We start from the raw sequence: 24,471 nt of genomic DNA, 5'->3' as shown, positions 1-24,471 counted from the left end.
AACTAATTGGCTGGAGGTTCCATGAGTTCCCGGCTCTACCCCCTTGCTGCCGGAAATTTCGCCATCGGTACTGGCATGTTCGTCACCGCCGGGCTGCTCACCCCCATCTCCGCGGACCTCGGGATCTCCACGTCCGCCGCCGGGCAGCTCATGACCGTGTTCGCCCTGGCGTACGCGCTGCTGTCCCCGTTGCTGGCCGCGCTCACCGCCCGGCTGTCGCGCAAGCGGCTGCTGCTGCTGGCGCTGGCCGTGTTCGTCGCGGGCAACGTGCTGACCGCGTTGGCTCCGACGTACCCGCTGGTCATGGCCACGCGGGTGGTGGCCGCGGCCGGGGCGGCGATGTTCACCCCGACCGCCTCGGGCGTGGCCAACGCGCTGACCTCGCCCGAGCGGCGCGGGCGGGCGCTGGCGCTGGTGATGGGCGGGCTGAGCGTCTCCTCGGCCGTCGGCGTGCCGCTGGGCACCTGGCTGGGCTCGGTCTCGGGCTGGCGGGCCACGATGTGGCTGGTCGTCGGGCTGGGCGTGATCGGCTTCGCCGGGGTGGCGGCGCTCGTGCCGGACGTGCGGGTCGCCGTGTCGGGACGGCTCGGCGAGCGGTTCGCGCCGCTGGCCGACCGGCGGGTGCTGGTGGTGCTGGTCACCCAGCTGCTGATGTTCGGCGCCGGGTTCACCGCCTACACCTACATCGGGTCGCTGTTCGACCTGCCGCTGCCGGCCGTGTTGTGGGCGTGGGGGCTCGGCGGCATCGTGGGCAACCAGCTCGGCGGGCGCCTCACCGACGCCTACGGGCCGCGCCGGATGGTGCTGATCGGCCTGGCCGCCTCCACGGTCTTCCTGGCCCTGATCCCCGTCGCGAACCTGGCCATGCCGATCGCGCTGGTCTGGGCGCTGCTGTGGGGCGCGCTCGGCTGGCTGGTCGCGCCGGCCCAGCAGTTCAGGACGGTGGCCGCGGTGCCGGACAACGTGCCCATCGGGCTCGGCCTGCTGTCGTCCGCCCAGTACGTCGGCCTGTTCGCGGCCGGCATCGCGGGCGGCGTGGCCCTGGACGCCTACGGCAGGGCCGGGGTGGTCGTGCTGGCCACCGGGCTCGGCGTGGCGGCGCTGCTGTTCACCCTGGCGACCTACCCCCGGGCGGCGGCGATGTCGTCGAGCGAGAGCGTGCCCGTCAGGTAACGCTGGACGTTGGGCGCGGTCAGGGCCGCGACCTGGCCGGCGGGCAGCGAGGCCAGCGGGTCGAGCCTCAGCATGTAGCGGATCATGGCCAGGCCGAGCAGCTGCGAGGCCGCCAGCAGCGCGCGGACCTCGGGATGGGCGCCGGGCAGCCGGCGGGCGATCGGGGCGAGCAGCTCCCGGCCCAGCAGCTCCTTCAGCAGCGCGGCCGTCGCCGTCGTCGCGCCCGCCGGGCAGGTGCGGCAGCTCCAGAGCGGCATCGACGAGCGGCGGCCGGGGGCGTTCACGCTGAGCCCGTACGGGTCGGCCGAGGCCGCGCGGGCCGCGCTGCTGGAGCGGGAGGTGGACGCCGTGCTCGTCCCGGGGGAGGGCAGGCTGGTGGTGGCGAGCGCGGGCGGCCACACCGGCGCCACGGTGATCACCGCCGCCTTCCAGGGGGCCGCGCAGGCGCAGGGCCGCACCCTGAAGGTCGAGGACGCCGTCCCGCTGCCGCCCGGTGACGCCGGCGGCATCTCCGGCATGTTCTACGTGCTCAGCGTGCTCCTGCCGGGGATCGCGCTGGCCGTGCTGCTCGCCCGGGTCGCGCCGGGCCTGGGCGCGACGGCGCGGACGGGCGTCCTGGCCGCGGGCGCGCTGGTGACGGGCACGGCCGTCGCGTGGCTGGCCGACGTGGTGTTCGGCGCGCTGCCGGGCCGCTTCGGCCCGCTGGTGGCGGTCTCGGCGGGCATCGCGCTGGCGGTCGGCCTGGTGGTCGCCGGGCTGGTCAAGGTCATCGGCACGCCGGGGGTCGGGGTGGCGGCGCTGCTGTTCGTCCCGATCGGGCTCCCGGCCAGCGGCGGGCCGCTCGGCGCCCGTTACATCCCCGAGTGGTACGCCGCCGTCGGCCGCATCCTGCCCGTGGGCCCGGCCGCCGAGGCGGTGCGCAACACGGTGTTCTTCGGCGGGGCCGCCCTGTGGACGCCGGTCGGGGTGCTGGCCCTGTGGGCGCTGCTCGGCCTGGTCCTGCTCGCCCTGCCCGGCCGCCGGGCGCAGCCGGCCCCCGCCGCCCCGCGCACGCCGGTGGCCGTCTGATCTTCTCCGCCTCGGAGGTGACCTGCGGTCGCCCCGCAGGCGGACGACGGGTGGCGGCGGCGGCACGTACCGTCGCCGCCATGTTCAGGAACCAGGTGACCTTCCGCCGCGTCGCGGCGGGCACGTTGCTCATCGCGGCCCCGCTCCTGCAGTTCGTGGCCGTCGTCATCGACCCCGGCACGTGGGGCGACTCCCGCGAGGCGGTCAGCTACGGCGACAACCCCGCGCTGGCCCAGGCCGAGTCGGCGCTCTACCACTGGAGCTGGATGCTCATGGGCCTGGCGGCCATCGCCCTGGTGCACCTCACCAGGCGCAAGGCCACCGTGCTCGGCCACATCGCCGGGGCGGCGACGGCCATCGGCTACATCTCGACGTCGGCCCTGCTGATGATCGACCCCGTCGAGTGGTGGCTGGGCCGGCACAACCCGCCGGAGCAGGCGCAGAAGATCCTCGACGAGATGCTGAACCTGCCCGGCGTGATCTTCGGCTTCCAGATGCCGTGGATGTTCTTCGCCGTGCTGGGCCTGCCGCTGCTGGTCGTCGCCGTGTGGCGGGCCGGGTTCGTCGGCTGGTGGGTGCCGCTGCTGGTCTTCGTCGGGTACGTCGTCTCCTTCCCCATCGAGTACGGCCCCGTGACCGTGCTGTTCTGGGCCCTGCCCGTCGCCGGCCTCGGCTGGACCGGCCTGAAGGTGCTGCGCATGGGCGACGAGGCGTGGGCGGCCTACTACCCCTCGCCCGCCGTCGACCGGACGGCCGTGTCGGCCTAGGCCGGGATCCAGCCCAGGGTGACCGCCAGGATGACGAAGAAGCCGAGCAGGATGCGGTAGATCACGAACGCGGTGAACCGGTGGGTGCTGATGTACTTCAGGAACCAGGCCACCGCCGCGTAGCCGACGGCGAACGAGATCAGCGTCGCCAGGATGGTGGGCCCCCACGCGGGGGCCTGCCCCTCGCCGATGTCCTTCAGCTCGAACGCGCCGGAGGCCAGCACGGCGGGGATGGCCAGCAGGAACGAGTATTTGGCGGCGTCCTCGCGGCGGTAGTCGAGCAGCAGGCCGGCCGTGATCGTGCCGCCCGAGCGGGAGACGCCCGGGATGAGGGCCAGCGCCTGCGCGAAGCCGTAGACGATGGCGTGGGTGAAGCTGAGGTGCTTCTCCAGCGTGAGCTTGTTGCGCGCGGTGCGGTCGGCGAACCACAGGATGCAGCCGAAGACGATCAGCGTCGTGCCCACCAGCCGCAGGTCGCGGAAGACGGTCTCGATCTGGTCCTTGAACACCAGGCCGAGCACGCCGATCGGGAGCGTGCCGACGATGACGTACCAGCCCATGCGGGCCGCCCAGTGGCCGCGCAGCTCCCGGTCGAACAGCGAGCGGACCCAGGTGGAGATGATCTCCCACAGTTCCTTGCGGAAGTAGATGAGCACCGCGGCCTCGGTGCCGAGCTGGATGACCGCCGTGAAGGCCGCCCCCGGGTCCTGCCAGCCGAAGAAGGCCGAGACCACACGGATGTGGGCGCTGGAGGAGATCGGCAGGAACTCCGTGAGCCCCTGGATGAGCCCCAGCACCACCGCTTCGAGCCAGCCGATCACGACTACACCTTCCGGTTACGGGAGTGACCAGGGTGAGGTTAGCGGAAACGGGGGCCGCGCAGTTGCCCGCCCAGCAGGTTGAGCGGGCCGGGGGAGAGCCGGCCCGTCCTCAGCGTCCGGCCCACGCCGTGGCGTTCGCCCTGGCGTAGTCGGCGAAGTCGCGGGCCGGACGGCCCAGCGCCTCCCGGACGCCGTCCGTCACGTGGGCGTTGCGGCCGTCGAGCACCTCGGTGAACAGCCCGGTCAGGCCCTCGGCCTCCTCCTTCGGCACGCCCGCCGCCACGGCCCCGGCCACGTACTCCTCAGGCGTGACCTCGATGGAGGTGATCGTGCGGCCTGTGGCCTTCGACAGCTCGGCCGCCGCGTCGGCGAACGTCAGCAGCCTCGGGCCGGTGAGCTCGTACAGGCGGCCCGCGTGGCCGTCCTGGGTGAGGGCGGCCACGGCCACGTCGGCGATGTCGTCGGCGTCCACGAACGGCTCGGGCACGTCGGCCACCGGGATCGCCAGCACGCCGTCGAGGACCTGGTCGAGCAGGAAGCCCTCGCTGAAGTTCTGCATGAACCAGCCGCAGCGCACGATCGTCCAGTCGAGGCCGGACTCCCGCACGGTCCGCTCGCTCGCCTCGGCGCCCGGCTCGCCCCGGCCCGACAGCAGCACCAGCCGCCGCACCCCGGCGTCCGCGGCGAGCCGGGTGAGCTCCAGGACATCCTCGTACGCGCCCGGCAACGCCAGGTCGGGGTAGTAGGCCACGTACACGGACTCGACGCCGTCGAGCGCGGCGGACCAGGTGGAGCGGTCCGCCCAGTCGAAGGACGGCGTGGCCGAGCGGGAGCCGATCCGCACGGGAAGGCCGAGAGAGGTGAGCCGGTCAGCGACACGGCGGCCGGTCTTGCCGGTTCCGCCCAGAACCAAAATCGTCATGCATCCAGTAAGCCGTCATACCCATAAGACTCTCCATGGTTGAGAAGCGCGTTGCCATATGCGATCGTCTAGCCCATGGATCAGCTCGCGGCATTGCTCGACGGACCGAGAGCGCGGAGCGCCTTCCTGCTCCGGTCCATCCTCGACCCGCCGTGGTCGATGCGCATCCAGGACGAGGCCCCGCTCACCCTGGTGGCCCTGGTGTCCGGTGAGGCGTGGGTGCTGCCGGACAAGGGCGAGCCGGCCCGCCTCGAACCCGGGCAGGTGGCCATCGTGCGGGGGCCGGAGCCGTACGTGGTGGCCGACGCCCCCGGCACCGCGCCGCAGATCGTCATCCACCCCGGCCAGCGCTGCACCACCCTCGACGGCGAGTCGCTGTACCAGTCGATGGACCTCGGCGTGCGCACCTGGGGCAACGACCCGGCGGGCGGCACCGTGCTGATCACCGGCACGTACACGCTGGAGGGCGAGGTCAGCAGGCGCCTGCTCGACGCGCTGCCCCAGCTCCTCGTGCAGCCCGGCGGGCCGGTCATCGCGCTGCTCGGCGCCGAGATCGTCAAGGACGACCCGGGTCAGTCCGCGGTGCTCGACCGGCTGCTCGACCTGCTGCTGATCGCCGTGCTGCGGTCGTGGTTCGCCACACACGAGGCGCCCGCCTGGTACCGCGCGATGGGCGACCCGATCGTGGGCAGGGCGATGCGGATGTTGCACAACAACCCCGCCCACCCCTGGACGGTCGCCGCCCTCGCCACCGAGGTGGGGGTCTCCAGGGCGGCGCTGGCCAGGCGGTTCACCGACCTGGTGGGGGAGCCGCCGATGTCCTTCCTCACCGACTGGCGGCTCGCGCTCGCCGCCGACCTGCTGCGCGAGCCCGACGCCACGATCGGCTCGGTGGCCAGGAAGGTCGGCTACGGCAGCCCGTTCGCGCTCAGCGCGGCCTTCAAGCGCGTACGCGGCGTCAGCCCCCAGGAGCACCGGGCCGGAGCGGCGAGGTGAAGCCCCTGCTGCTGCTCGACGTCGACGGCGTGCTCAACCCGATGGGCCGCCCGACGCCCGACTTCCGGCGCTACCGCTGCACGATCGGCACCGAGGTCTACACCGTGCACCTCAACCCCCGCCACGGCCGCCGGCTGCTCGACCTGGCCCTGACCACGGGCGCCGAGCTGGTCTGGGCCACCACCTGGGAGCAGCACGCCAACGAGTGGATCTCTCCCAGGATCGGCCTGCCCAGGCTCCCGGTCATCGCCATGGGCCCCGAGCGGACCCGTACCGAGCACGGCGAGATGTTCAAGACGCCGCACGTCGCCGCGTACGCCGGGCGGCGGCCGTTCGTGTGGTTCGACGACCAGGTGTGGGCGCAGGACGAGCAGTACCTCAGGGTCGATCAGGGTCTGGAGAATTTCCTGTTGATCCACGTCGATCCCAGACATGGACTGACCAGGGAACATCTGGGCATGGCTCATGAGTGGCTGACCCTTACAGGGTTTTCTCAGGGTCCCTAGCGGGATATCGGCGGCACTGCTGTCCGTTTTACCGGTAGGTCATCACGACACGGAGGAACAGCATGTACCGCTCAAGGGAGCACAGGATTCTGGCCGGCGTCTGCGGCGGGCTCGCCGACAAGATGGGCCTGCCCCCGACCCTCGTCCGCATCCTCTGGCTGCTGCTGTCGCTCATCCCCGGGCCGCTCTGGGTGGTCTACGTCGCCATGTGGATCCTCGTCCCGGAGGAGCCGAGGGGCTACTCCCACTGACGCGTCCGCCGGCTCGCCGAACCACCGCGTGAGCGCCGCCTCGGCGGGCTCCGCGCAGGGTTCGGCCCAGGCCACGTAACCGTCGGGCCGCACCAGCAGCCCGCGGTCGCCGGGCGCCACGTCCACCCGATCGGCCCAGCGCGCCCCCGCGGCGAGCAGGGCCGGGTCGGAGGTGACGAGCAGCCCGCGCCCGTCGTCGAGTCGCAGGCCCTCGGGCATGAAGGCGCCGACCAGCGGGTTCGGGCCCGTCGCGTACCGCACCGACACCGCGCTCACGTCCTCGGCCAGCATCCTGTTGGCCTCGGGGACGGTCATGAGCTGGGCGAACAGGTCGCGCAGCCGGGTCGTCCCGGCGTCCGGCGCGGCCAGCTCGACCTGTTGCAGGGTGTTGGCCAGCACGGCGGCGGCCACCGGGTGCCGTTCGGCGTGGTAGCTGTCGAGCAGCCCGGCCGGGGCCGTCCCACGCACCGCCAGGGCCAGTTTCCAGCCCAGGTTGACGGCGTCCTGGAGGCCGGTGTTCATCCCCTGGCCGCCGAACGGCATGTGCACGTGGGCCGCGTCGCCGGCCAGGAACACCCGGCCGGCCCGGTAGCGCTCGGTCTGCCTGGCCGCGTCGGAGAAGCGGGACAGCCAGGTCGCCCCGGTGATCTCGGGGGCGGCGTCGCCGAGGTGCCGGCGCACGCTGGCCGCGAACTCCTCGATCGTCACGGGCGCGTCCCTGTCCGGGTGCACCCGGCCGTGGTCGACGGTCAGGATCCTGGTCGTGCCGTCGGGCCGGACGAACGGCCACTGGAACAGGCCGTGGCCGGTGCGCACCCAGCCGGTCGGCGTGCCGCCGGTCACCGTGACGTCGCCGACGTAGGCGGCCAGGGTGGCGGGGGTGCCGGGGAAGGCGACCCCGGCCAGCTTGCGCACCGTGCTCCGGCCGCCGTCGCAGCCGACGAGCCAGCCCGCCCGGTACGCCGTGCCGTCGCCGGTCTCGACCGTCACGCCCGACCCGTCCTGCCTCAGGCCGGTCACCGCCCGGCCCCGGACGATCTCCGCGCCCAGTTCCAGCGCCCGCGCCTCCAGGATCTCCTCCACCCGCGACTGCGGGACCAGCAGCCCGTACGGGTGCGGGGTCCGCGTGGCCGTCAGGTCGAGCACCCGCATGCCGGCGAAGTGCTGCAGGTCCAGGCGGGGCGCGTCGCCGAGCCGGTCGAGCAGCCCGCGCATGGCGAAGGTGTCGACCGAGCGGGGGTGCAGGTTGAGCGCCCTGGACAGGCCGGTGGGGGCGGCGAGCCGTTCGAGCACGAGGGTGCGCACGCCGCGCAGGCGCAGCTCGCAGGCCAGCATCAGCCCGACCGGCCCGGCCCCGGCGATGACGACGTCCATCCACATCTCCTTATCGACGATAAGTGCTTATCAGTGATAAAGCCTTATCTTTGATAAGTTGTCAAGCGTGGAACGGCGGACGGCGGTACGCGCGGCCCTGCGGCTGCTCAACGAGGTGGGCATCGACGGGCTGACCACCCGCAGGCTGGCCGACGAGCTGGGCGTGAAGCAGCCGGCCCTCTACTGGCACTTCAAGAACAAGCAGGAGCTGCTCGACGAGATGGCCGAGGAGATGCTCGCCGACACGCTGGAGCGTCTCGACGTGCCCGAACCGGGTCAGGAATGGGACAACTGGCTCATGTCCCGCGGCCGGGCGATCCGCGGCACGCTGCTGTCGTACCGGGACGGCGCGCTCGTGCACGCCGGGTCCCGGCCCACGCCGCGCCGGCTGGCCGAGCTCCCGGCGCTCATCAGGCCGCTGACCGAGGCGGGTTTCACCGGCGAGCAGGCGGTCAGGGCGCTGATCGCGGTCGGCAGGTTCGCCCTCGGCTCGGCGATCGACGAGCGCGGCCCCGCCGTGCCGCTCGACGCGCGGCCGCTGGAGGACCCCGACGGCGACTTCGAGTTCGGGCTGCGTGCGCTGGTGTCCGGGATGCGTCTTATCCTCGAAGGATGAGGGCAAGGCCGCTGACACTTCTGCAGGACGATCTGGTCGACTACGACACGGCGATGGAGCGCATGACCGACCTCGTCGGGCAGCGCCAGCGCGACGAACGGCCGGACACGCTCTGGCTGCTCAGCCACCCGCCCGTCTACACCGTCGGCCGGCGCACCCCCGCCGAGCACCTGCCCGACCCCGCGCGCGGCATCCCCGTGCTGGAGACCGGGCGCGGCGGGCAGCTCACCTACCACGGCCCCGGCCAGCTCGTGGGCTATCTCATCGTCAAGCTCGGCGAGGACGAGGGAATCGTCGACTACGTGCGGGAGGTGGAGCTGCGCCTGGTCGAGGCGCTGGGCAAGCTCGGCCTGCCCGCCGAGCGGCGTGACACCCCGCCGGGCTCGGAGCTGCTGACCGGCGTCTGGACGTCCGCGACCGGCCGCAAGATCATCTCGATCGGCATGCGCCAGAGCAGAGGCGTCACCAGCCACGGGTTCGCGCTCAACGTCGACGGCGACCTCACGCCCTGGAACTGGGCGGTGGCCTGCGGCATGCCCGACGTGGACATGACCTCGCTCAAGCGCGAGCTGGGCGACATCACCATGCAGGACGTGCGGCCCGCCGTGGCCGCCGCCTTCGAGGCGTCCTGACCGCTCAGCGGGGCGTGGTCAGCCCGGCCACGACCATGTGCTTGAGCAGGTCGTAGCTCTCGTCGAGCCGCTCGGGCAGGCCGAACCCGCCCGACGCCTCCAGCACCGCGAACCCGTGCGCCGTCGCGCGCAGGCAGCGGGCCGCGTGGATCGCGTCGGAGCCTTCCAGCCCGTAGCCGCGCAGCGCCGCGAGCATGATGCCCATCAGGCGCTCGCCCGACGCCCGCATGCCGGGGTGCGGCTGCTGGATGACCATCGCGTAGCGGTGCGGGTGGCGGGTGACGTAGGCGCGCCAGGCGTCCATGAGCGCGCCGACGGCCTCGTCGCGGGAACGGCCCAGCACCGCCTGGGCCAGTTCGTCGGTGATCTCGTCGGTGATCCGCACCGACAGCAGCTCGCGCAGCTCGGCCAGGTTGCGCACGTGCTTGTACAACGACGGCGTCGCGACCCCGGCGCGGGCCGCCAGCGCCGAGAGCGTCAGGGCCTCGGGCCCGTTCTCGTCCACCAGGCACACCGCCAGGTCGACGACCGTGTCCCGGGACAACGCCGCCCTAGGCATGCACGCGCCCCTTGACGAACGCCAGCACCTCGGCGGCCACCTGGGCCGGGAACTGGGCGTGCGGGTAGTGGCCCGCGCCCTCGATCATGGCGATCCGGCCGCGCCCGGCGGGCATGGCGGCCACGACGCCCTCCGCCTCGGCGCGCGGGTCGGCCCAGTCGGGGTCGAGCGTGCCCATCACGACCAGGACGTCGCGGGTCAGGTCGGGAAGCCGCGCGCCGGCGTCGGTGGGGGGCACCTGGCCCATCTTGGAGACCACGGCCATCCGGCCGGGCCGGCGCAGGTCGGCTTCGAGCGCCGCGATGTGCTCCGCGTGGTCGGCGGGCTTGACGCCCGGCATGGCGTGGTCGAGGTACTTCTTCCACAGGCCGATGCTGCGCAGGAGCGCCGCGCCGAGCAGCAGCATGGCCCCCTTGCGATGGCGGGCGTTGCGCAGCAGGCCGCCGCCGTCGATCTTCTGCACCCGGGTGAACGGGCCGATCTCCACCACGGCGCTGACCAGCTCGGGCGCCTGCGCGGCGGCGATCGTGACGGCCCCGCCCGCGAACGAGTGGCCCACCAGGACCGCCGGGCCGCCCAGGTGGCGGACCAGCGCGAGCAGGTCGCCCGCGACGTCGGTGCGGGTGTAGGAGGGCCAGTCGCGGCTGGACTCGCCATGGCCGCGCAGGTCGGTGGTCGCCACCCGGAAACCCGCCGCCACCAGCTCGGGCACCAGGAACCTGAACGACTGCCGCCCGACGCCCATGCCGTGCGCCAGCACCATCAGCGGCCCTTCGCCGGTCACCTCGTAGGCGAGCTGTCCACCCTCGACCGCCAGGAACTCCGTCATGTCCAACCCCTCTCGGCTAACTCTTATAGCCCTAAAGCTAAAGCCTTTAGCCAGGCGGTGTCAAGCAGCAAAAAGGGGCGGGCACGGCCGGATCGGCCGTGCCCGCCCACAGGGTGCTCAGGAGATCGGCACCTCGTCGATCGTGCGGCGCGGGCCGGTGAACCAGTGCTTGGCCGACAGGCTCCACCACAACCAGATGCCGATCAGCACGACGCCGACCGCGATCGGCGCGTAGTTGACCGACGTCCAGGTGAAGTCCTTGTTGCCCGGGACGCCGGCCGGAGAGAACGGCATGACGAAGTAGATCGACACGATGACGATCTCGACGCAGGCGATCCAGCCCAGCACCCGGTACTTGCGGCCGAGCGTCCACGGGCCGGGACGGAAGGCATCGCCCATGCGCAGGCGCAGCCAGATCGGGATGAGGAACGCCAGGTAGAGGCCGATGACCGCGATCGACACGACGGCGTAGAAGGCGACCGGGGTCGTCGAGCCGGCCGGGGCGTACAGGGCGGGCAGGGTGATCAGGGCGGCGATGAGGCAGCCGGCCAGGATCGCGTTGACCGGGGTGCGGTTGCGGTCCACTTTCGACCACAGCCGCCAGCCGGGCACCGCGCCGTCGCGCGAGAACGCGTACGTCATGCGCGACATCGAGGTCACGCAGCTCATCCCGCAGAAGAACTGGCCGATCGTGGAGATCGCGAAGATCGCGGTGGCCAGCGGGGAGGAGAGCGCGGTCTCGAAGATGGCGCCGACGAAGCCGGACTGCTTGTTGATCTCGTCCACGTTGGTCGCGGCGAACAGGAACGCCAGCAGCAGGATCCAGCCGCCGATCGCCGAGTAGAAGATCGACTGCCACAGGCCGCGGGCGGCCGTCCTGGCCGCGCCCTGCGTCTCCTCCGACACGTGGGCGCAGGCGTCGAACCCGGTGATCGTGTACTGGGTGAGCAGGAAGCCGAGCGGCAGCACGTACAGCCAGAAGGGCACGCCGCCGTCGCCGTCGCCGAAGCCGGAGTTGTTGATCGTGCCGCCGAACACGAAGCCGAGCGACTGGTGCTCGGACGGCGCGAACACCAGGATCGCCACGATGACGACCGCGCCCGCGACGTGCCACCACACGCTGATGTTCTGCAGCAGCGAGATGAGCCGGTGGCTGAAGATGTTGATGAGCGCGTGCAGGATGAGGATGATCACGAACAGCAGGAACGCCTGGGGGAGCGTCCCCTCCCACGCGCCGCCGGTCAGGCGGCTGATCGTGATGTTGAGGAACGTGGCGCAGCCGTAGTCGACCGACGCGGTGACCGCGATGAGGCCGATCAGGTTGAGCCAGCCGGTGAACCAGCCGTGGATCGGCTTGCCCATGGTGGCGGCCCACCAGTAGATGCCGCCCGCCGTCGGGAACGCCGAGACCAGCTCCGACATGCAGAAACCGATGATCAGGATGAACGCGGAGATCAGCGGCCAGCCCCACGAGATGGCGATGGGGCCGCCGTTGTTCCAGGCCTGCCCGAAGGTCGTGAAGCAGCCGGCGAGGATCGAGATGATGGAGAAGGAGATCGCGAAGTTGGAGAAGCCGCTCCAGGTCCGGGCCAGCTCCTGCTTGTAGCCGAGCTCGGCGAGTCGCCTGGAATCCTCTTCGAGTGACATGAGGTCTCCCTGGGGGGCGCGGAGGACGCTCTGTTTGGTCTAGGTCTAGACCATTTCTTCCCGAGGAACAAGGCGTGACAGACGAGTTTCGATGTGGTCAGGAGAGACCGTGTCCCGCCGGGCCGATGTCGAGCACGACCTTGCCCGTGGCCGTGCGGTCGAGCTGGGCCGCGGCGGCCTCGTCCAGGCGGTCCCAGGGCACGCGGCGGCCGATCTCGACGGTCAGGTCGCCCGCGGCCACGAGGCCGAGCAGGAAGGCCAGGTCGGGGCCGGGGGAGCTGACGTCGCCGAACGAGTTCATCGAGCGGGCGGGGCCGAGGGAGAAGGTGGAGCCGGGCGGGAAGACGGCCGGCTGCCCGCCGGCCCAGCCGACGCTCTGGAGGTTGCCGCCCGGCTTGAGCAGGCCCCAGGCGGTCACCAGGGTCGGGCCGCCGACCAGCTCGATCACGACGTCCACGGGGGCCACGCCGTCCAGGGCGGTCACGACGTCCACGTCCGGGCCGAGGGCCTTGGCGCGGGCGGGGGAGCTCACCGAGGCGACGACGTGGGCCCCGGCCAGCCTGGCGAGCCGCACGGCCAGCGTCCCGACCGAGCCGGACGCCCCCGTCACGAGCACGCGCGATCCGAGGGAGACGCCGGCGGCGCGTAGTGAGCGCAGGGCGGACAGGCCGGACATCGGCAGGGCGGCGGCCACCGTCAGGTCCACCCCGTCGGGCACCACGGCGAGCGAGCCGGTGTCGAACGCCGCCCGCTCCGCCCACGCCCCGGCCCCGAACGCCGCCACCCGCGCGCCCTCGGCCGGGCCCGTGCCGTCGGCGGCGGGCCGCAGCACCACCCCGGCGGCGTCGTAGCCGAGCACGACGCCCTCCGGCAGGCGGTCCATGTGCCGCAGCTCGCTGAAGTTGACCGACGTCCGCCGCACCTCGACGATTGCCTGCCCGGCCCCCGGAACGGGCTCGGGGACGTCGGCGAGCCGTCCCACGGCCCCGGGGCCGACCACCAGTGCGCGCATACGAGATCCTCCCGCCATCATGCGGACCGGCGGTCCGCTTCGTTGCCGGGATACTATGGGGACCGACAGTCCGCTTGCAAGGAGGGGCCTTGGTGCGATCAGACGCGACCCGCAACCGGGAGGCGATCCTGCGGGCCGCCGAAGAGCTCCTGGACGCCCACGGCGCCGAGCACATCTCGCTCGACCGGGTGGCCGCGGCGGCCGGGGTGGGCAAGGGCACGGTGTTCCGCCGCTTCGGCAGCAGGACCGGCCTGTTCCAGGAGCTGCTGGCCGAGCGCGCCGCCGCCCTGGCCGAGGCCATCGAGACGCCCGGCTCGCCGCTCGGGCCGGGGGCGCCGCCGCGGGAGCGGCTGCTCGCGTTCCTGGACGAGCTGGCCGGGCTGGCCGAGCGCAACCTGGCGCTGTTCGCCGCGCACGAACGGGCCTGCGCGGCCGACAAATACCGCGACCCCACCTATCTGCGGTGGCACGCCCACGTGACGGGGCTGGTCGCGGCGGCGGCGCCGGGGCTCGACGCCGAGTTCGCCGCCCACACGTTGCTGGCCTCCTTCGACGCCGACCTCGCCCGGCACGTGATGGCCGAGGGCGGCGCCGACCGGCTCAGGGCCTCGGTGCGCGGCGTCGCCGAGGCCCTCCTGCGCGCCTGACCCCACCAAGGGGCCGAGGCGGCCTCGGGCCGGGCTCGGGCCGGGCCGACGCGGCCGCGGGCCCGGCCTCGGGCCGTTTTGCCGGGCTAGGCCGAGAAGGCGTCCGTGGCGGCCTGGCAGAAGGCCTTGAGGTCGTCCGGTTTGCGGCTGGTGACCAGGGTGTTCGGGCCGTCCGTGCAGACCACGACCTCCTGGTCCTTCCAGGTCGCGCCGGCGTTGCGCAGGTCGGTCTGCAGGCTCGGCCAGGACGTGAGCGTACGCCCGCGCACGACGTCCGCCTCGACCAGCGTCCAGGGGGCGTGGCAGATGGCGGCCACCGGCTTGCCGGCGTCGAAGAAGGCGCGCGCGAACCGGACCGCCTGCGGCACCGTGCGCAGGAAGTCGGGGTTGGCGACGCCCCCGGGGAGCAGCAGGGCGTCGAAGTCGCCGGGGTCGGCGTCGTCCACCGTGGCGTCCACGGTGAAGGTGTCGGCCTTGTCCAGATGGTTGAACGCCTGGATCTTCCCGGAGGACGTGGAGACCAGCTTGGGCGTGCCGCCCGCCTGCTTGACCGCCTTCCACGGCTCGGTGAGCTCCACCTGCTCGACCCCTTCGGGAGCGACCAGGAACGCGATGGTCTTGCCGTTCGACATGACTGTCCCTTCGTTTTCGCCTCCCCTATCCGGACACCGGGGAAGTATGCACTCCCTACCCTGGGGGGGTATATAGTGGGCCGCGAAGCCTAGAGAAGAGGAGTTCGGGCATGGTGATCACCGCGTACCAGGTCGAGGGCATGACCTGTGGCCACTGCGTCAGCTCGGTGCGGGCCGAGGTCGGCAAGGTCGACGGGGTCCAGGCCGTCGAGGTCGACCTCGCGGCCAAGGAGATGGTCGTGACCAGCAGCGCGCCGATCGACCAGGCCGTCATCGAGTCGGCCGTCGTCGAGGCCGGCTACGAGCTGGGCGGCGGCCGCGAGCTGCTGCCGCAGGCCGGGTCGTGCTGCGGCTCGGGCGGCTGCCACTGACCCCTCAGGGGGATCGGCGCCGGGCCCACAGGGTGTGCGCGGCGCACGCGGCGGCCGCGCCGACGGCGTACCAGAGCAGGTCGGGCGGGTTGAAGGTGCTGCCCAGCAGCGGCCGCAGGACTGCCGGGATCTCACCGAGCTGGGCGAACTCGATCGCCCAGCTCAGCCCGCCCGACACCATAGCGGCGACCCACGGCCGCACCCGCGGCAGCGCCAGCACGACGAGCGCGTAGATCAGTACGGTGTAGAGCGCGTCACCCGCGTATTTGGGCACGGGCCCGTCCCACAACACCCGGACGCCGAGCCCGGCCACGACGGTCGCGACGGCGGCGAGGAGAACGGGCAGGCGGGGCACCCGATCACGGTAGTGCCAAGCCTACTGAAAATTTACACCGCAAAAGGAAACGAGAATGAAACAATTTTCCGCGACTCGTTGACACGCGGTCTCCGTATGGTGTGCCTTCATCTACACAGGAATCCCCCGCCTGAAGGTGAGGCATCATGAGGAAATGGTTCGCACGCCTGGCTGTGCTGGGCGTCGCGCTGTTAGTGGCCGGCCAAGGCGCCACGGCGGCCCAGGCCCAGGAACCTGCGGCGGGGAAGAAGATCCTACGCGTCGGCGCCACCCAGGCGATGGACTCCATGAACCCGTTCCTGGCGGTCCGGCTGGTCTCCACCGCGATCCAGCGCACGATGTACGGCTTCCTCACCGTCCCTGACTCCAAGACGCTCCAGCCCAGCCCCGATCTCGCCGAGTCGTGGACGACGTCCGACGACGGGCTCACCTGGACGTTCAAGATCCGTAACACCAAGTGGTCCGACGGCCAGCCGGTCACGGCCGAGGACGCCGCCTGGACGTTCAACAAGATGATGACGGACGAGGCGGCCAAGACGGCCAACGGCCCCGCCGTGGAGAACTTCGAGAGCGTCACCGCCAACGGCCAGGACCTGGTCATCAAGACCAAGGCCCCGCAGGCGTCCATGCTGGAGAACCCGGTCCCGATCATGCCCAAGCATGTGTGGGAGAAGGTCACCGACATGGCCAACTACGACGCGGAGACGTACCCGACCGTGGGCAGCGGCCCGTTCATCGCGGTCGAGCAGAAGAAGGACCAGTACGTCAAGCTGCAGGCCAACCCCAACTACTGGCGGGGCAAGCCGAAGATCGACGAGCTCCAGTTCATCTTCTATGACAACCCGCAGGCCGCCATCGCCGGGCTCAAGAAGGGCGACATCGACCTGCTCGGCCGCATGACGCCGCCGGAGTTCCAGGCCATCGAGAACGACCCGAACATCGAGGCGTGGAACACCCAGGGCCGCCGGGCCGCGTACCTGCAGATCAACCACGGCGCCACGACCACCGACAACAAGCCCATCGGCGACGGCCACCCGGCGCTGAAGGACCCGAAGGTGCGCCAGGCGCTGCACTTCGCCATCGACAAGCAGAAGCTGGTCGACGAGGTCCAGAGCGGCCTGGCCAAGCCCGCCGACGGCTCGATCATCCCGCCCATGTACAAGGACTTCTTCTGGGAGGCCACGGGCGAGAAGAAGGTCACCTTCGACGTGGCCAAGGCGAACAAGATCCTCGACGACGCCGGCTACAAGAAGGGCGCCGACGGCGTCCGGACGATGCCCGACGGCAAGCGCAAGCTGGAGTTCCGCTTCAGCATCCACACCGACACGCCGATCGAGGACAAGCTCGCCGAGTACCTGACCGGCTTCTGGAAGGAGATCGGCATCACGCTGACCACCCAGAAGCTCGACTCCAGCAAGTTCACCGAGGAGACCGGCGTCACGGCGCTGTTCGACATCGCGATCAGCGGCTGGTCGGTCAACCCCGACCCCGAGGAGATCCTGGCCACCCACCTGTGCAGCCGCAGGCCGGCGCCGGGTGGCGAGGGCGGCGGCACCGAGTCGTTCTACTGCGACCCGACCTTCGAGAAGCTCTACCAGGAGCAGCTCAAGGAGCTCGACCGGCCCAAGCGCGCCGAGCTCATCAAGCAGATGGAGGAGCGGCTCTACACCGACGCCCCGGTCATCGCGATCTACTACCCCAACGACCTTGAGGGGTACCGCAAGGACCGGATCACCAGCATCACCCCGATCCCCGAGGACAAGGGCCTGCTGTACGGCGGCAGCGGCTACTGGCCGTTCTACACGGCCGACGTCAAGGCGTCCGCGGCGGGCGGCTCCGGCGCGGGCGGCGACTCCGGCTCCAACACCGGTCTCATCGTCGGTGTGGTCGGCGGCGTGGTGGTCATCGGCCTCGTGGCCTTCTTCCTGACCAGGCGGCGCAAGAGCGTCGCGGACGAGCGCGAATGACCACACCGCTCGAAGCAGCAGAGCCCGCCGCCGTCCAGGCGGCGGGCCCTGGTGAGGACAGCCCCGCCCGCCGCGGCACGCTGAGGTACGCGTTGTCGAAGGTCGGCGGGGCGCTGTTCAGCATCGCCGCGGTGATCGTCGGGACGTTCTTCGTCTTCCGCCTGCTGCCCGGCGATCCGGTGCGGAACCTGGCGCAGGGCCGCAACATGACCCCGGCGCAGCTCGACATGGAACGTCACCGGCTCGGTCTCGACAAGCCGGTGATCGACCAGTTCTTCGACTTCGTCGGCAAGACGCTCAGGCTCGACCTGGGCACGTCGTACGAGTACAAGCGGCCGGTGCTCGACCTCATCGGCGAGCGCATCGGCCCGACGCTGCTGCTGGCCGGGACCGGTCTGGTCATCGCGGTCAGCCTGGGCATCTGGCAGGGCACCAGGGCCGGATGGCGGCGGGGGAGCCGGTTCGACCGCTTCTCCACCGGTCTGTCGCTGGTGTTGTGGTCGGTGCCGACGTTCTGGCTCGGCCTGCTGCTGATGATGGTGCTGGGCGTGGGCATCGGCCCGATCCCCGGCATCCTGCCCTTCCGCGGCATCGAGAGCGTCGACGCGCCCGACGGGTTCGCCTACGTGCTCGACGTGGCCTCGCACATGGTGCTGCCGTGCCTGACCCTGGTGGCGGTGATCTACGCCCAGTACCTGCTGGTCATGCGGTCGTCGTTGCTGGAGGAGGTCAGCCAGGACTACGTCACGGTGGCCCGCGCCAAGGGCCTGCGCGACGACGAGGTACGCCGCCGCCACGCGGTGCCCAACGCCCTGCTGCCCACGGTGACGCTGGTCTTCATGCGCATCGGCTTCGTGGTCGGCGGCGCGGTCACCGTGGAGACGATCTACACCTGGCCGGGCCTCGGGCAACTGTTCTACCGGGCGGTCCGGGTCCCCGACTTCACGCTCATGCAGGGCACGTTCATGCTCATCACCGTGGCCGTGATCCTCATGAACACGCTGGCCGACCTGCTCTACCACGTTCTCGACCCGAGGGTGAGGTCGGCATGACGAGTGTCGCTGCCACGCGCAGGCGGCAGGCGCTGACCAACTTCTGGACCGACTTCCGCAGGCATCGCGCCGGGGTGGCCGGGATGGTCGTCCTGCTGGTGGCCGTGGTGCTCGCGCTGGTCGCGCCGCTGTTCATCGACGAGGGCGTGACGAGCGTCATCGACGCGCCGGGCGAGAAGTTCCAAGCCCCTGGCCTGGACTTCCCCTTCGGCACCGACGAGTCGGGCCGGTCGATCCTGCTGATGATCTGGTGGGGCTCGCGCGCCTCGCTGCTCATCGGCTTCCTCGCCGCCCTGCTCAGCATCGTGATCGGCATGGTCATCGGCATCGCCGCCGGGCACTTCGGCGGCTGGCTCGGCGGCGCGCTGATGCGGGTCACCGACTGGTTCCTGGTGCTGCCCTCGCTGGTGACCGCGCTGGTGCTGGCGGCCATCCTCGGCGGCAGCACGTTCACCATCATCATGGCGATCGGGGTCACCACCTGGCCGTCCACCGCCCGGCTGATCAGGGCGCAGACCTTCGCCGTCGAGGCCCGGCCCTACATCGAACGCTCCAAGGCGCTCGGCGGCGGCCACTGGCACATCACCACCCGGCACGTGCTGCCCAACGTGGCGCCGCTGCTGCTGGCCAGCACGACGCTGGAGGTGGCCAGCGCGATCGTCACCGAGTCCACGCTGGCCTTCCTCGGCGCCAGCGCGAACAAGACGTCGTGGGGCACCATGCTGCGCGGCTCCTACGACTACGGCGCGGCCAACGAGGGCGCGTGGTGGTACATCATCCTCCCCGGTCTGGCCATCCTCGTGGTCGTCATGGCGTTCACCCTCGTCGGACGGGCGCTGGAGGCCGTGCTGAACCCAAGGCTCAGGAGGGCGGCATGAGTCTCCTCGAACTGGACGACCTGTCGGTGACCTACCGCATCGCGTCGGGCGAGGTGCCCGCGGTGCGCGGCGTGTCGCTGACCCTCGACCCCGGAGCGGCGCTCGGAGTCGCCGGCGAGTCGGGATCCGGCAAGTCGACGCTGGCCATGGCGCTGCTCAGGCTCCTGCCCAAGAGCACGCGCGTCGGCGGCCGGATCCTGCTCGACGGCGACGACGTCCTCACCATGAAGTGGGGACGCATGCGGGCCGTGCGCTGGGCCGAGGCCTCGATCGTGTTCCAGGGCGCGCAGCACGGCCTCAACCCCGTGCGCCGGATCGGCGAGCAGATCGCCGAACCGCTGCTCGTGCACGGCCTGGCCAAGCCGGACGGCGCCCGCAAGCGCGTCGGCGAGCTGCTCGAACAGGTCGGCCTGCCCGCCTGGCGGGCCCGCAGCTACCCGCACGAGCTGTCCGGCGGACAGCGGCAGCGCGTGATGATCGCGATGGCGCTGGCCTGCTCGCCCCGCCTGATCATCGCCGACGAGCCCACCACCGCGCTCGACGTGATGGTCCAGGCGCAGGTCCTGACGCTGATCAAGGAGCTGATCGCCGAGCACGGCATCTCCCTGATCATGATCTCGCACGACCTGTCGGTCCTGGCCGACGTCTGCGACCAGCTCGCGGTCATGTACGCCGGCCGGGTGGTCGAGCACGGCCCGTCCCGCGAGGTGTTCCACGACGCCCGCCACCCCTACAGCCGGGCGCTGGCGGCCGCGTTCCCCACCGTGGGCGACCCGGTCTCGCGGCTGGCCCCCAAGGGGCTCGGCGGCGACCCGCCGGACCCGATGCAGCTCCCGACCGGCTGCGCGTTCCACCCGCGCTGCCCGGTCGCGCTGGACGAATGCGCGGGCCTCGACGTCGAGCTGTGGCCCGCCGGTCCCCGCCACGCCGCGGCCTGCGTGCACGTACGCTCCAAGGAGGAGGTCGAGGCTTCATGACCGAGACGCAGACCGCGGCCGAGACCGTCTCGACGGGCAAGGGCGCGCTGCTGGAGGCCCGTGACCTGCACGTCGCGTTCTCCTCGCGGGGCCGCAGCGCCCGCGCCGTCGACGGCGTCAACCTGGCGATCGGCCAGGGCGAGATCGTGGCCCTGGTCGGCGAGTCGGGCTGCGGCAAGACCACGCTGGCCCGCACGCTGCTCGGCCTCGAACGCCCCACGTCCGGCGAGGTCCGCTACGACGGCAACGCGCTGAACTACGGCTCCAAGGCGCTCCGGTCCTACCGCCGCCAGGTCCAGCTCGTCCTGCAGGACCCGATGGGCTCGCTCAACCCCCGCCAGACCGTCTACGAGGCGGTCGCCGAGGGGCCGCGCATCCACGGCCTGCCCGACGAGGAGGAGATCGTGGCCTCGGCCCTGTCCAGGGCCGGGCTGCGACCGCCCGAGCGGTTCTTCCTGCGCTACCCGCACGAGCTGTCCGGCGGACAGCGGCAGCGCGTCGTGATCGCCGGCGCGCTCGCCCTCGACCCGAAGGTGCTGATCGCCGACGAGCCCGTGGCCTCGCTCGACGCCTCCGTGCGCGGCGAGATCCTGGCGCTGATGCTCAAGCTCAAGACCGACCTCGGCCTGTCGGCCCTGGTCGTCACCCATGACCTCGGCCTGGCCTGGAACATCGCCGACCGGGTCGCGGTCATGTACCTGGGGCGGATCGTCGAGTCGGGGCCGGTGGAGCAGGTGCTGACGGCGCCGCGGCATCCGTACACGCAGGCGCTGATGTCGGTGTTGCCGGAGTCGCCCGAGCGGATCGTGCTGTCCGGCGAGCCGCCGGACCCGACCAGGGTGCCGGGTGGCTGCCGGTTCCATCCCCGCTGCCACGTGCTGGCCTCCGGCCGCGCGGCGGAGGCGGGCGTGGACGCGGCCTGCCGGTCGCAGGCGCTGAGCATCCTGCCCGCGGTCCCCGACGCCCAGGCCGCCTGCCACTACGCGGCGGTCACCGGGTAGCTCACCCGCGGAACGCGTCGGCGTGCTCGCGCGCCCACTCGGCGAAGTCACGCGCGTCCCGGCCGGTGATCTCCCGGACGGTCGGGACGACCGTGTAGCCGACCTCCGGCGTGTTGCCCAGCGCGCCGACCAGGAACTCGATGGTCTGCTCGCCCATGCCGTCGGCGCGCCACTTGGCCCGCGCCTCGTCCACGGTGAGCTCGACGAAGCCGACGTCCCTGCCGACGGCCTCGGCCAGGACGGCGACCTTCTCCCGCAGGGTGATCGCGCGGGGGCCGGTCAGCACGTACGTCCGGCCGCCGTGGCCGCCCTCGGTCAGGACCTTCGCGGCCACCGCGGCGATGTCGCGCTCGTGCACCAGGGCGCTCAGCCGGTCGCCGAACGGCTCCTTGATGACGCCTTCCGTCCTGATCGTGTGCGCCCACCACTGGAGCGTGTTGGCCATGAACTCGACCGGGTGGAGCAGCGTCCACTCCAGGTCGGTGGCGGCGAGCGCCTGCTCCAGCTCGCCGTCCTCGCGGCCGCCGAGCACGGTGACCCGGCGCACGCCCGCCTTGACGGCCAGCTCGGCGAGCCCGGCGCCGTCGGGCAGCGGGGCGTAGTCGTCGCCGGCGAAGTTGATGAAGTGCGCCCCGGTGACGCCCTCGAAGGCGGCGGCCAGGGTGGCCGGCTCGGCGAGATCGCCGCCGACGACCTCGACGCCCTCGGGAAGGGCGGCCTTGGCGGGGTTCCTGGTCAGTGCGCGGACCTTCTGGCCGGCCTGGAGGAGCTCCTCGACGACGAGGCGGCCGACGGTCCCGGTGGCACCGGTGACGAGGATGGTCATGTGAACCCCACTTCTTTCGGAACGGAACGTTCTGCTCTTACTGTAGCAGAACGGAACGCTTCATTCCGAGTAGTTCTTGAGCCGGATCGCCACGGCCGCCCGGTGGATCGCCCCGGCGATCCGCTCGACGACCTTCTCCTTGCCCGGCAGGTACGGCAGCAGCCTGAGCATCCTGAGCTGGAACCACAGCGCCAGCCGTGAGCCCATCACCATGCCCCTGACGTTCACCGGGCCCAGCTCCTGGTTGACCCGGACGAACTCCCGCATCTCCCGCTCGTAGCCCGCCGCGCCGCCGCCCCCGGCCAGCTCGCCCGCCAGCACGTACGCGCCCACGATCGCCAGGCTCGTGCCCTGTCCGGAGGCCGGCGAGGCGCAGTAGGCGGCGTCCCCGAGCAGCACGACCCGGCCCTTCGACCAGCTGTCCATGTGCACCTGGCTGACCGAGTCGAAGTAGAAGTCGTCGGCGTCGCGCACCGCGCCGAGCAGCGCCGGCACCTCCCACTCGACCCCCGCCATGGCCTCGGCCAGCAGGTCCTTCTGGCGGGCGGTGTCGCGGTGGTCGTAGGACAGCGGCTGGGAGGCCCACATGAACAGCGCCTTGGCGGCGTCGTCCTGGCGGGTGCTGTAGACGTTGGCGGTGCGGCCGGGGGCGGCGTGCACGGCCTCCTCGCGGTCCAGGCCCAGGGTGTTGGGCACGGTGGAGATCGAGACGTAGTAGCCCAGGTCGCGGACGAACTGAGCGTCCTGTCCGAACACGATCCTGCGGATGTTGGAGCGCATGCCGTCCGCGCCGACGATCAGGTCGAACCGGCGGGGCGCGGCATGCTCGAAGGTGACCAGGCCGTCGTCGGAGACGGCGGTGACGGAGTCGCCGAAGAGGTATTCGGCGTCGTCGCGGGTGAGGTCGTACAGGAGCTCGTTGAGGTCGCCGCGCATGATCTCGACGTCGTCGCCCGCGCGCCCGCCGAACAGGTCGGCGTCCATGGTGGCCACCCGGCGGCCCTTGCGGTCGTAGTGGGTGGCGACGCGCATGCCGGTGCTGCGGGCGGTGACCGCGTCCAGCAGGCCCATGCGCTCGATCACGTCGAGGGCGGCGCCGCGGATGTCGACCTTGTAGCCGCCGGTGCGGACGGCCGGAGCGCGCTCCACGACGGTGACGGTGCAGCCGTGGCGGCGCAGCCAGTAGGCCAGCGAGGTGCCGGCGATGCTCGCGCCGGAGATCAGGACGTTCTTCATGCCGAGAACAGTACATGCGTCTCAGACGCTTGTCTAGGACGATGTTTTCAGACGTTCGTGTTAACGTCTGGGCATGGGAAACAGGGAAGACCTGCTGGCCGGGGCGAAGCGTTGCCTGATCGAGAAGGGCTACTCGCGTACCACCGCGCGCGACATCGCGACCGCGTCGGGCGTGAGCCTCGCGGGCATCGGCTACCACTTCAAGTCCAAGGACGCGCTGATGAACGAGGCGCTGTTCGAGGTGATGCAGGAATGGGGCGACGACCTGGCGCGGACGCTCGTCGCCGACGCCGAGGAGGGCGCCTCACCGCTGGAGCGCTTCGAGGCGGCGTGGGACCGGGTGGTGGAGTCGTTCGACCGGCTGCGGCCGCTCTGGATCACCCAGCTTGAGCTGCTCGGGCAGATCGATCACGTGCCGGAGCTGCGCGAGCAGCTCGTCCCGGCGATCAAGGGCGCGCGGCTGGGGCTCGCCGAGCTGTTCCAGGACGTGCGGGCGGAGACGGACCCCGAACGGGCCCGGCTGGTGGGCTCGCTCTACCAGGCCATGCTGACGGGGTTCCTGGCGCAGTGGCTGCTCGACCCGGACAGCGCGTTGTCCGGGCGCGAGGTGGCCGAGGCCCTGCGCCTGGTGGTCGGGGCGTGAAACGGGCTGGGGGCTAGAAGGCGCTTATCGTGGCGGGGGCGCGTTCGGCCCTGCTGAGGGTGCGGATGACGGCGGTCGCGCCGTGCCGGTGCACCGCCAGGCGGGCCAGCAGCTCCACGACCGGCTCGTTGATCGACGGCGGCAGCTCCGGCGTCTCGACGCCCACGCTGGCGGCCAGGTCGTCGGAGTGCACGACCAGCTCCATCACCCTGGTGAGCAGGAAGTCGTCGAGCCGCAGCGACCAGCCGGCCCACGGCAGCCGCACGACCCGGTCCGCCGGCTCGGCGGGCAGCTCGGCCAGCAGCCGGTCCAGCAGCGCCTGCGTGCGCTCGACGAGCGCGGCGTGCCCGTCCGCGGCGGCCGCCTGGCCGCCCACCCGGACGCTGACGTTGCTCTCGTGGTCGAGGCCGGCCTGCACCCACGGCGACCTCGTGTAGTGCTCGATGAGCGGGATCGGCGCCCCGGGCTGCTCGCCGGAGTCGAGCACGTCGATGACCCGGACGATCTGGTGGGCCAGGTGCCCGGCCAGGCCCGCGACGCTGAACTCGGTCAGCGCGCTGGGCTTGTCCCACGCCGCCCGGACGGCCGGGTCACGCAGCAGCGACATCGCCGACGCCGCGGCCACCAGATAGGACTGCCTGATCTCCCCCATATGCCGCCCTTTCCCCGGTTCAGGTGGTAACTCGGGGCCAAGACTATCCCTCGGCGATCCG

The 24,471-nt window shown here is 71.7% G+C and carries 28 protein-coding genes and 1 pseudogene; 16 read left to right on the top strand and 13 right to left on the bottom strand.

The features are described from left to right. Positions 1–21 precede the first annotated feature (21 nt). On the top strand, positions 22–1,173 hold the full coding sequence (locus tag ACIBK9_RS01410) for an MFS transporter (protein ID WP_397154308.1): 1,152 nt from the start codon (positions 22–24) through the stop codon (positions 1,171–1,173). Here ACIBK9_RS01410 and ACIBK9_RS01405 read toward each other — a convergent pair. Beyond that, on the bottom strand, positions 1,122–1,430 hold the full coding sequence (locus ACIBK9_RS01405; RefSeq protein WP_397154306.1) for a hypothetical protein: 309 nt from the start codon (positions 1,428–1,430) through the stop codon (positions 1,122–1,124). The two genes, ACIBK9_RS01410 and ACIBK9_RS01405, sit on opposite strands and share 52 nt — an antisense overlap. Between ACIBK9_RS01405 and ACIBK9_RS01400 the strand changes: the two genes are divergently transcribed. Together ACIBK9_RS01400 and ACIBK9_RS01395 are read left to right on the top strand one after the other, a co-directional pair. Further along, positions 1,408–2,241 carry a hypothetical protein gene (locus ACIBK9_RS01400; protein WP_397154304.1) on the top strand — a complete coding sequence of 278 codons (834 nt, stop codon included), beginning with the start codon at positions 1,408–1,410 and terminating at the stop codon, positions 2,239–2,241. The genes ACIBK9_RS01405 and ACIBK9_RS01400 overlap by 23 nt on opposite strands. Positions 2,242–2,321: 80 nt before the next feature. Further along, positions 2,322–3,008, top strand: a complete 687-nt coding sequence (locus ACIBK9_RS01395) for a hypothetical protein (RefSeq protein ID WP_397154302.1) — start codon at positions 2,322–2,324, stop codon at positions 3,006–3,008. Here ACIBK9_RS01395 and ACIBK9_RS01390 read toward each other — a convergent pair. Together ACIBK9_RS01390 and ACIBK9_RS01385 are read right to left on the bottom strand one after the other, a co-directional pair. Continuing rightward, entirely contained in the window at positions 3,005–3,829 is an 825-nt protein-coding gene (locus tag ACIBK9_RS01390) for an undecaprenyl-diphosphate phosphatase (protein ID WP_397154300.1), read from the bottom strand. The two genes, ACIBK9_RS01395 and ACIBK9_RS01390, sit on opposite strands and share 4 nt — an antisense overlap. Positions 3,830–3,938: 109 nt before the next feature. Continuing rightward, complete coding sequence (locus tag ACIBK9_RS01385; protein ID WP_397154298.1) at positions 3,939–4,751, bottom strand: NAD(P)H-binding protein; 813 nt, start codon at positions 4,749–4,751, stop codon at positions 3,939–3,941. Positions 4,752–4,826: 75 nt separating this feature from the next. Between ACIBK9_RS01385 and ACIBK9_RS01380 the strand changes: the two genes are divergently transcribed. From ACIBK9_RS01380 to ACIBK9_RS01370, 3 genes are all read left to right on the top strand, one after another. Then, positions 4,827–5,747 carry an AraC family transcriptional regulator gene (locus tag ACIBK9_RS01380; RefSeq protein WP_397154297.1) on the top strand — a complete coding sequence of 307 codons (921 nt, stop codon included), beginning with the start codon at positions 4,827–4,829 and terminating at the stop codon, positions 5,745–5,747. Next, entirely contained in the window at positions 5,744–6,253 is a 510-nt protein-coding gene (locus ACIBK9_RS01375; RefSeq protein WP_397154295.1) for an HAD domain-containing protein, read from the top strand. The genes ACIBK9_RS01380 and ACIBK9_RS01375 overlap by 4 nt, the downstream gene beginning before the upstream one ends. 62 nt (positions 6,254–6,315) lie before the next feature. After that, positions 6,316–6,504 carry a PspC domain-containing protein gene (locus ACIBK9_RS01370; RefSeq protein WP_352325923.1) on the top strand — a complete coding sequence of 63 codons (189 nt, stop codon included), beginning with the start codon at positions 6,316–6,318 and terminating at the stop codon, positions 6,502–6,504. A 21-nt stretch (positions 6,505–6,525) separates the two neighbouring features. Here the strand turns inward: ACIBK9_RS01370 and ACIBK9_RS01365 are convergent. After that, positions 6,526–7,878: pseudogene (locus ACIBK9_RS01365) on the bottom strand (FAD-dependent monooxygenase); the annotation flags it as partial. Positions 7,879–7,945: 67 nt separating this feature from the next. Between ACIBK9_RS01365 and ACIBK9_RS01360 the strand changes: the two are divergent. Both ACIBK9_RS01360 and lipB read left to right on the top strand, forming a co-directional pair. Continuing rightward, a complete protein-coding gene (locus tag ACIBK9_RS01360; RefSeq protein ID WP_397154292.1) occupies positions 7,946–8,494 on the top strand; it encodes a TetR family transcriptional regulator in 549 nt (182 codons plus the stop codon). Next, positions 8,491–9,126: a lipoyl(octanoyl) transferase LipB gene (gene lipB, locus ACIBK9_RS01355; protein WP_352355707.1), complete on the top strand. Its 636-nt coding sequence runs from the start codon at positions 8,491–8,493 to the stop codon at positions 9,124–9,126. The genes ACIBK9_RS01360 and lipB overlap by 4 nt, the downstream gene beginning before the upstream one ends. Before the next feature lie 4 nt (positions 9,127–9,130). Here the strand turns inward: lipB and ACIBK9_RS01350 are convergent, their stop codons facing one another. The 4 genes from ACIBK9_RS01350 to ACIBK9_RS01335 form a co-directional block, all read right to left on the bottom strand. After that, positions 9,131–9,685 carry a TetR/AcrR family transcriptional regulator gene (locus ACIBK9_RS01350; RefSeq protein ID WP_397154290.1) on the bottom strand — a complete coding sequence of 185 codons (555 nt, stop codon included), beginning with the start codon at positions 9,683–9,685 and terminating at the stop codon, positions 9,131–9,133. Beyond that, complete coding sequence (locus ACIBK9_RS01345) at positions 9,678–10,514, bottom strand: alpha/beta fold hydrolase (RefSeq protein ID WP_397154288.1); 837 nt, start codon at positions 10,512–10,514, stop codon at positions 9,678–9,680. Before ACIBK9_RS01345 ends, ACIBK9_RS01350 begins: the two co-directional genes overlap by 8 nt. Before the next feature lie 117 nt (positions 10,515–10,631). Then, a complete protein-coding gene (locus ACIBK9_RS01340; protein ID WP_387679688.1) occupies positions 10,632–12,161 on the bottom strand; it encodes an amino acid permease in 1,530 nt (509 codons plus the stop codon). Between the two features lie 97 nt (positions 12,162–12,258). After that, positions 12,259–13,173, bottom strand: coding sequence for a zinc-binding dehydrogenase (locus ACIBK9_RS01335; protein WP_397154285.1), 915 nt, complete (start codon positions 13,171–13,173; stop codon positions 12,259–12,261). 92 nt (positions 13,174–13,265) lie between these two features. On the opposite strand from ACIBK9_RS01335, the gene ACIBK9_RS01330 reads away from it, so the two are divergent. Then, the gene (locus ACIBK9_RS01330) at positions 13,266–13,820 is read left to right on the top strand and encodes a TetR/AcrR family transcriptional regulator (RefSeq protein WP_387679880.1); all 555 of its coding nucleotides are present in this window, start codon (positions 13,266–13,268) and stop codon (positions 13,818–13,820) included. A gap of 86 nt (positions 13,821–13,906) precedes the next feature. Here the strand turns inward: ACIBK9_RS01330 and ACIBK9_RS01325 are convergent, their stop codons facing one another. Beyond that, complete coding sequence (locus ACIBK9_RS01325) at positions 13,907–14,452, bottom strand: type 1 glutamine amidotransferase domain-containing protein (RefSeq protein WP_397154283.1); 546 nt, start codon at positions 14,450–14,452, stop codon at positions 13,907–13,909. Positions 14,453–14,562: 110 nt separating this feature from the next. On the opposite strand from ACIBK9_RS01325, the gene ACIBK9_RS01320 reads away from it, so the two are divergent. Continuing rightward, positions 14,563–14,823 carry a heavy-metal-associated domain-containing protein gene (locus ACIBK9_RS01320; protein ID WP_352325934.1) on the top strand — a complete coding sequence of 87 codons (261 nt, stop codon included), beginning with the start codon at positions 14,563–14,565 and terminating at the stop codon, positions 14,821–14,823. A gap of 4 nt (positions 14,824–14,827) precedes the next feature. Here the strand turns inward: ACIBK9_RS01320 and ACIBK9_RS01315 are convergent, their stop codons facing one another. Then, positions 14,828–15,178, bottom strand: coding sequence for a DUF2809 domain-containing protein (locus ACIBK9_RS01315; RefSeq protein ID WP_358289628.1), 351 nt, complete (start codon positions 15,176–15,178; stop codon positions 14,828–14,830). Between the two features lie 146 nt (positions 15,179–15,324). Here ACIBK9_RS01315 and ACIBK9_RS01310 point away from each other — a divergent pair, with 146 nt between their 5' ends. From ACIBK9_RS01310 to ACIBK9_RS01290, 5 genes are read left to right on the top strand one after another with little or no spacing between them, the layout of a single operon-like run. Beyond that, positions 15,325–17,145: an ABC transporter substrate-binding protein gene (locus ACIBK9_RS01310; protein ID WP_397154280.1), complete on the top strand. Its 1,821-nt coding sequence runs from the start codon at positions 15,325–15,327 to the stop codon at positions 17,143–17,145. Then, a complete protein-coding gene (locus tag ACIBK9_RS01305) occupies positions 17,142–18,197 on the top strand; it encodes an ABC transporter permease (protein ID WP_397154278.1) in 1,056 nt (351 codons plus the stop codon). Before ACIBK9_RS01310 ends, ACIBK9_RS01305 begins: the two co-directional genes overlap by 4 nt. Next, a complete protein-coding gene (locus ACIBK9_RS01300; protein ID WP_397154276.1) occupies positions 18,194–19,075 on the top strand; it encodes an ABC transporter permease in 882 nt (293 codons plus the stop codon). The genes ACIBK9_RS01305 and ACIBK9_RS01300 overlap by 4 nt, the downstream gene beginning before the upstream one ends. Continuing rightward, entirely contained in the window at positions 19,072–20,052 is a 981-nt protein-coding gene (locus ACIBK9_RS01295) for an ABC transporter ATP-binding protein (protein ID WP_387679670.1), read from the top strand. Before ACIBK9_RS01300 ends, ACIBK9_RS01295 begins: the two co-directional genes overlap by 4 nt. Further along, positions 20,049–21,053 carry an ABC transporter ATP-binding protein gene (locus ACIBK9_RS01290; RefSeq protein WP_358289613.1) on the top strand — a complete coding sequence of 335 codons (1,005 nt, stop codon included), beginning with the start codon at positions 20,049–20,051 and terminating at the stop codon, positions 21,051–21,053. Before ACIBK9_RS01295 ends, ACIBK9_RS01290 begins: the two co-directional genes overlap by 4 nt. Position 21,054: 1 nt before the next feature. Here the strand turns inward: ACIBK9_RS01290 and ACIBK9_RS01285 are convergent, their stop codons facing one another. Together ACIBK9_RS01285 and ACIBK9_RS01280 are read right to left on the bottom strand one after the other, a co-directional pair. After that, positions 21,055–21,879: an NAD(P)H-binding protein gene (locus ACIBK9_RS01285; protein WP_397154273.1), complete on the bottom strand. Its 825-nt coding sequence runs from the start codon at positions 21,877–21,879 to the stop codon at positions 21,055–21,057. Positions 21,880–21,939: 60 nt separating this feature from the next. Next, positions 21,940–23,115, bottom strand: a complete 1,176-nt coding sequence (locus ACIBK9_RS01280; protein ID WP_397154271.1) for an FAD-dependent monooxygenase — start codon at positions 23,113–23,115, stop codon at positions 21,940–21,942. Between the two features lie 73 nt (positions 23,116–23,188). Here ACIBK9_RS01280 and ACIBK9_RS01275 point away from each other — a divergent pair, with 73 nt between their 5' ends. Beyond that, entirely contained in the window at positions 23,189–23,758 is a 570-nt protein-coding gene (locus ACIBK9_RS01275; protein ID WP_397154269.1) for a TetR/AcrR family transcriptional regulator, read from the top strand. 13 nt (positions 23,759–23,771) lie between these two features. Here ACIBK9_RS01275 and ACIBK9_RS01270 read toward each other — a convergent pair whose 3' ends face one another. Next, positions 23,772–24,410, bottom strand: a complete 639-nt coding sequence (locus ACIBK9_RS01270) for a maleylpyruvate isomerase N-terminal domain-containing protein (protein WP_397154267.1) — start codon at positions 24,408–24,410, stop codon at positions 23,772–23,774. Between the last annotated feature and the right edge of the window lie 61 nt (positions 24,411–24,471).

Origin of the sequence: Nonomuraea sp. NPDC050227, from assembly GCF_044459705.1 — a bacterium.
Classification (GTDB): Bacteria; Actinomycetota; Actinomycetes; order Streptosporangiales; family Streptosporangiaceae; genus Nonomuraea.
Note: the sequence above shows the minus strand (reverse complement) of the source record. Positions and strands in the feature narration are given on the sequence as shown.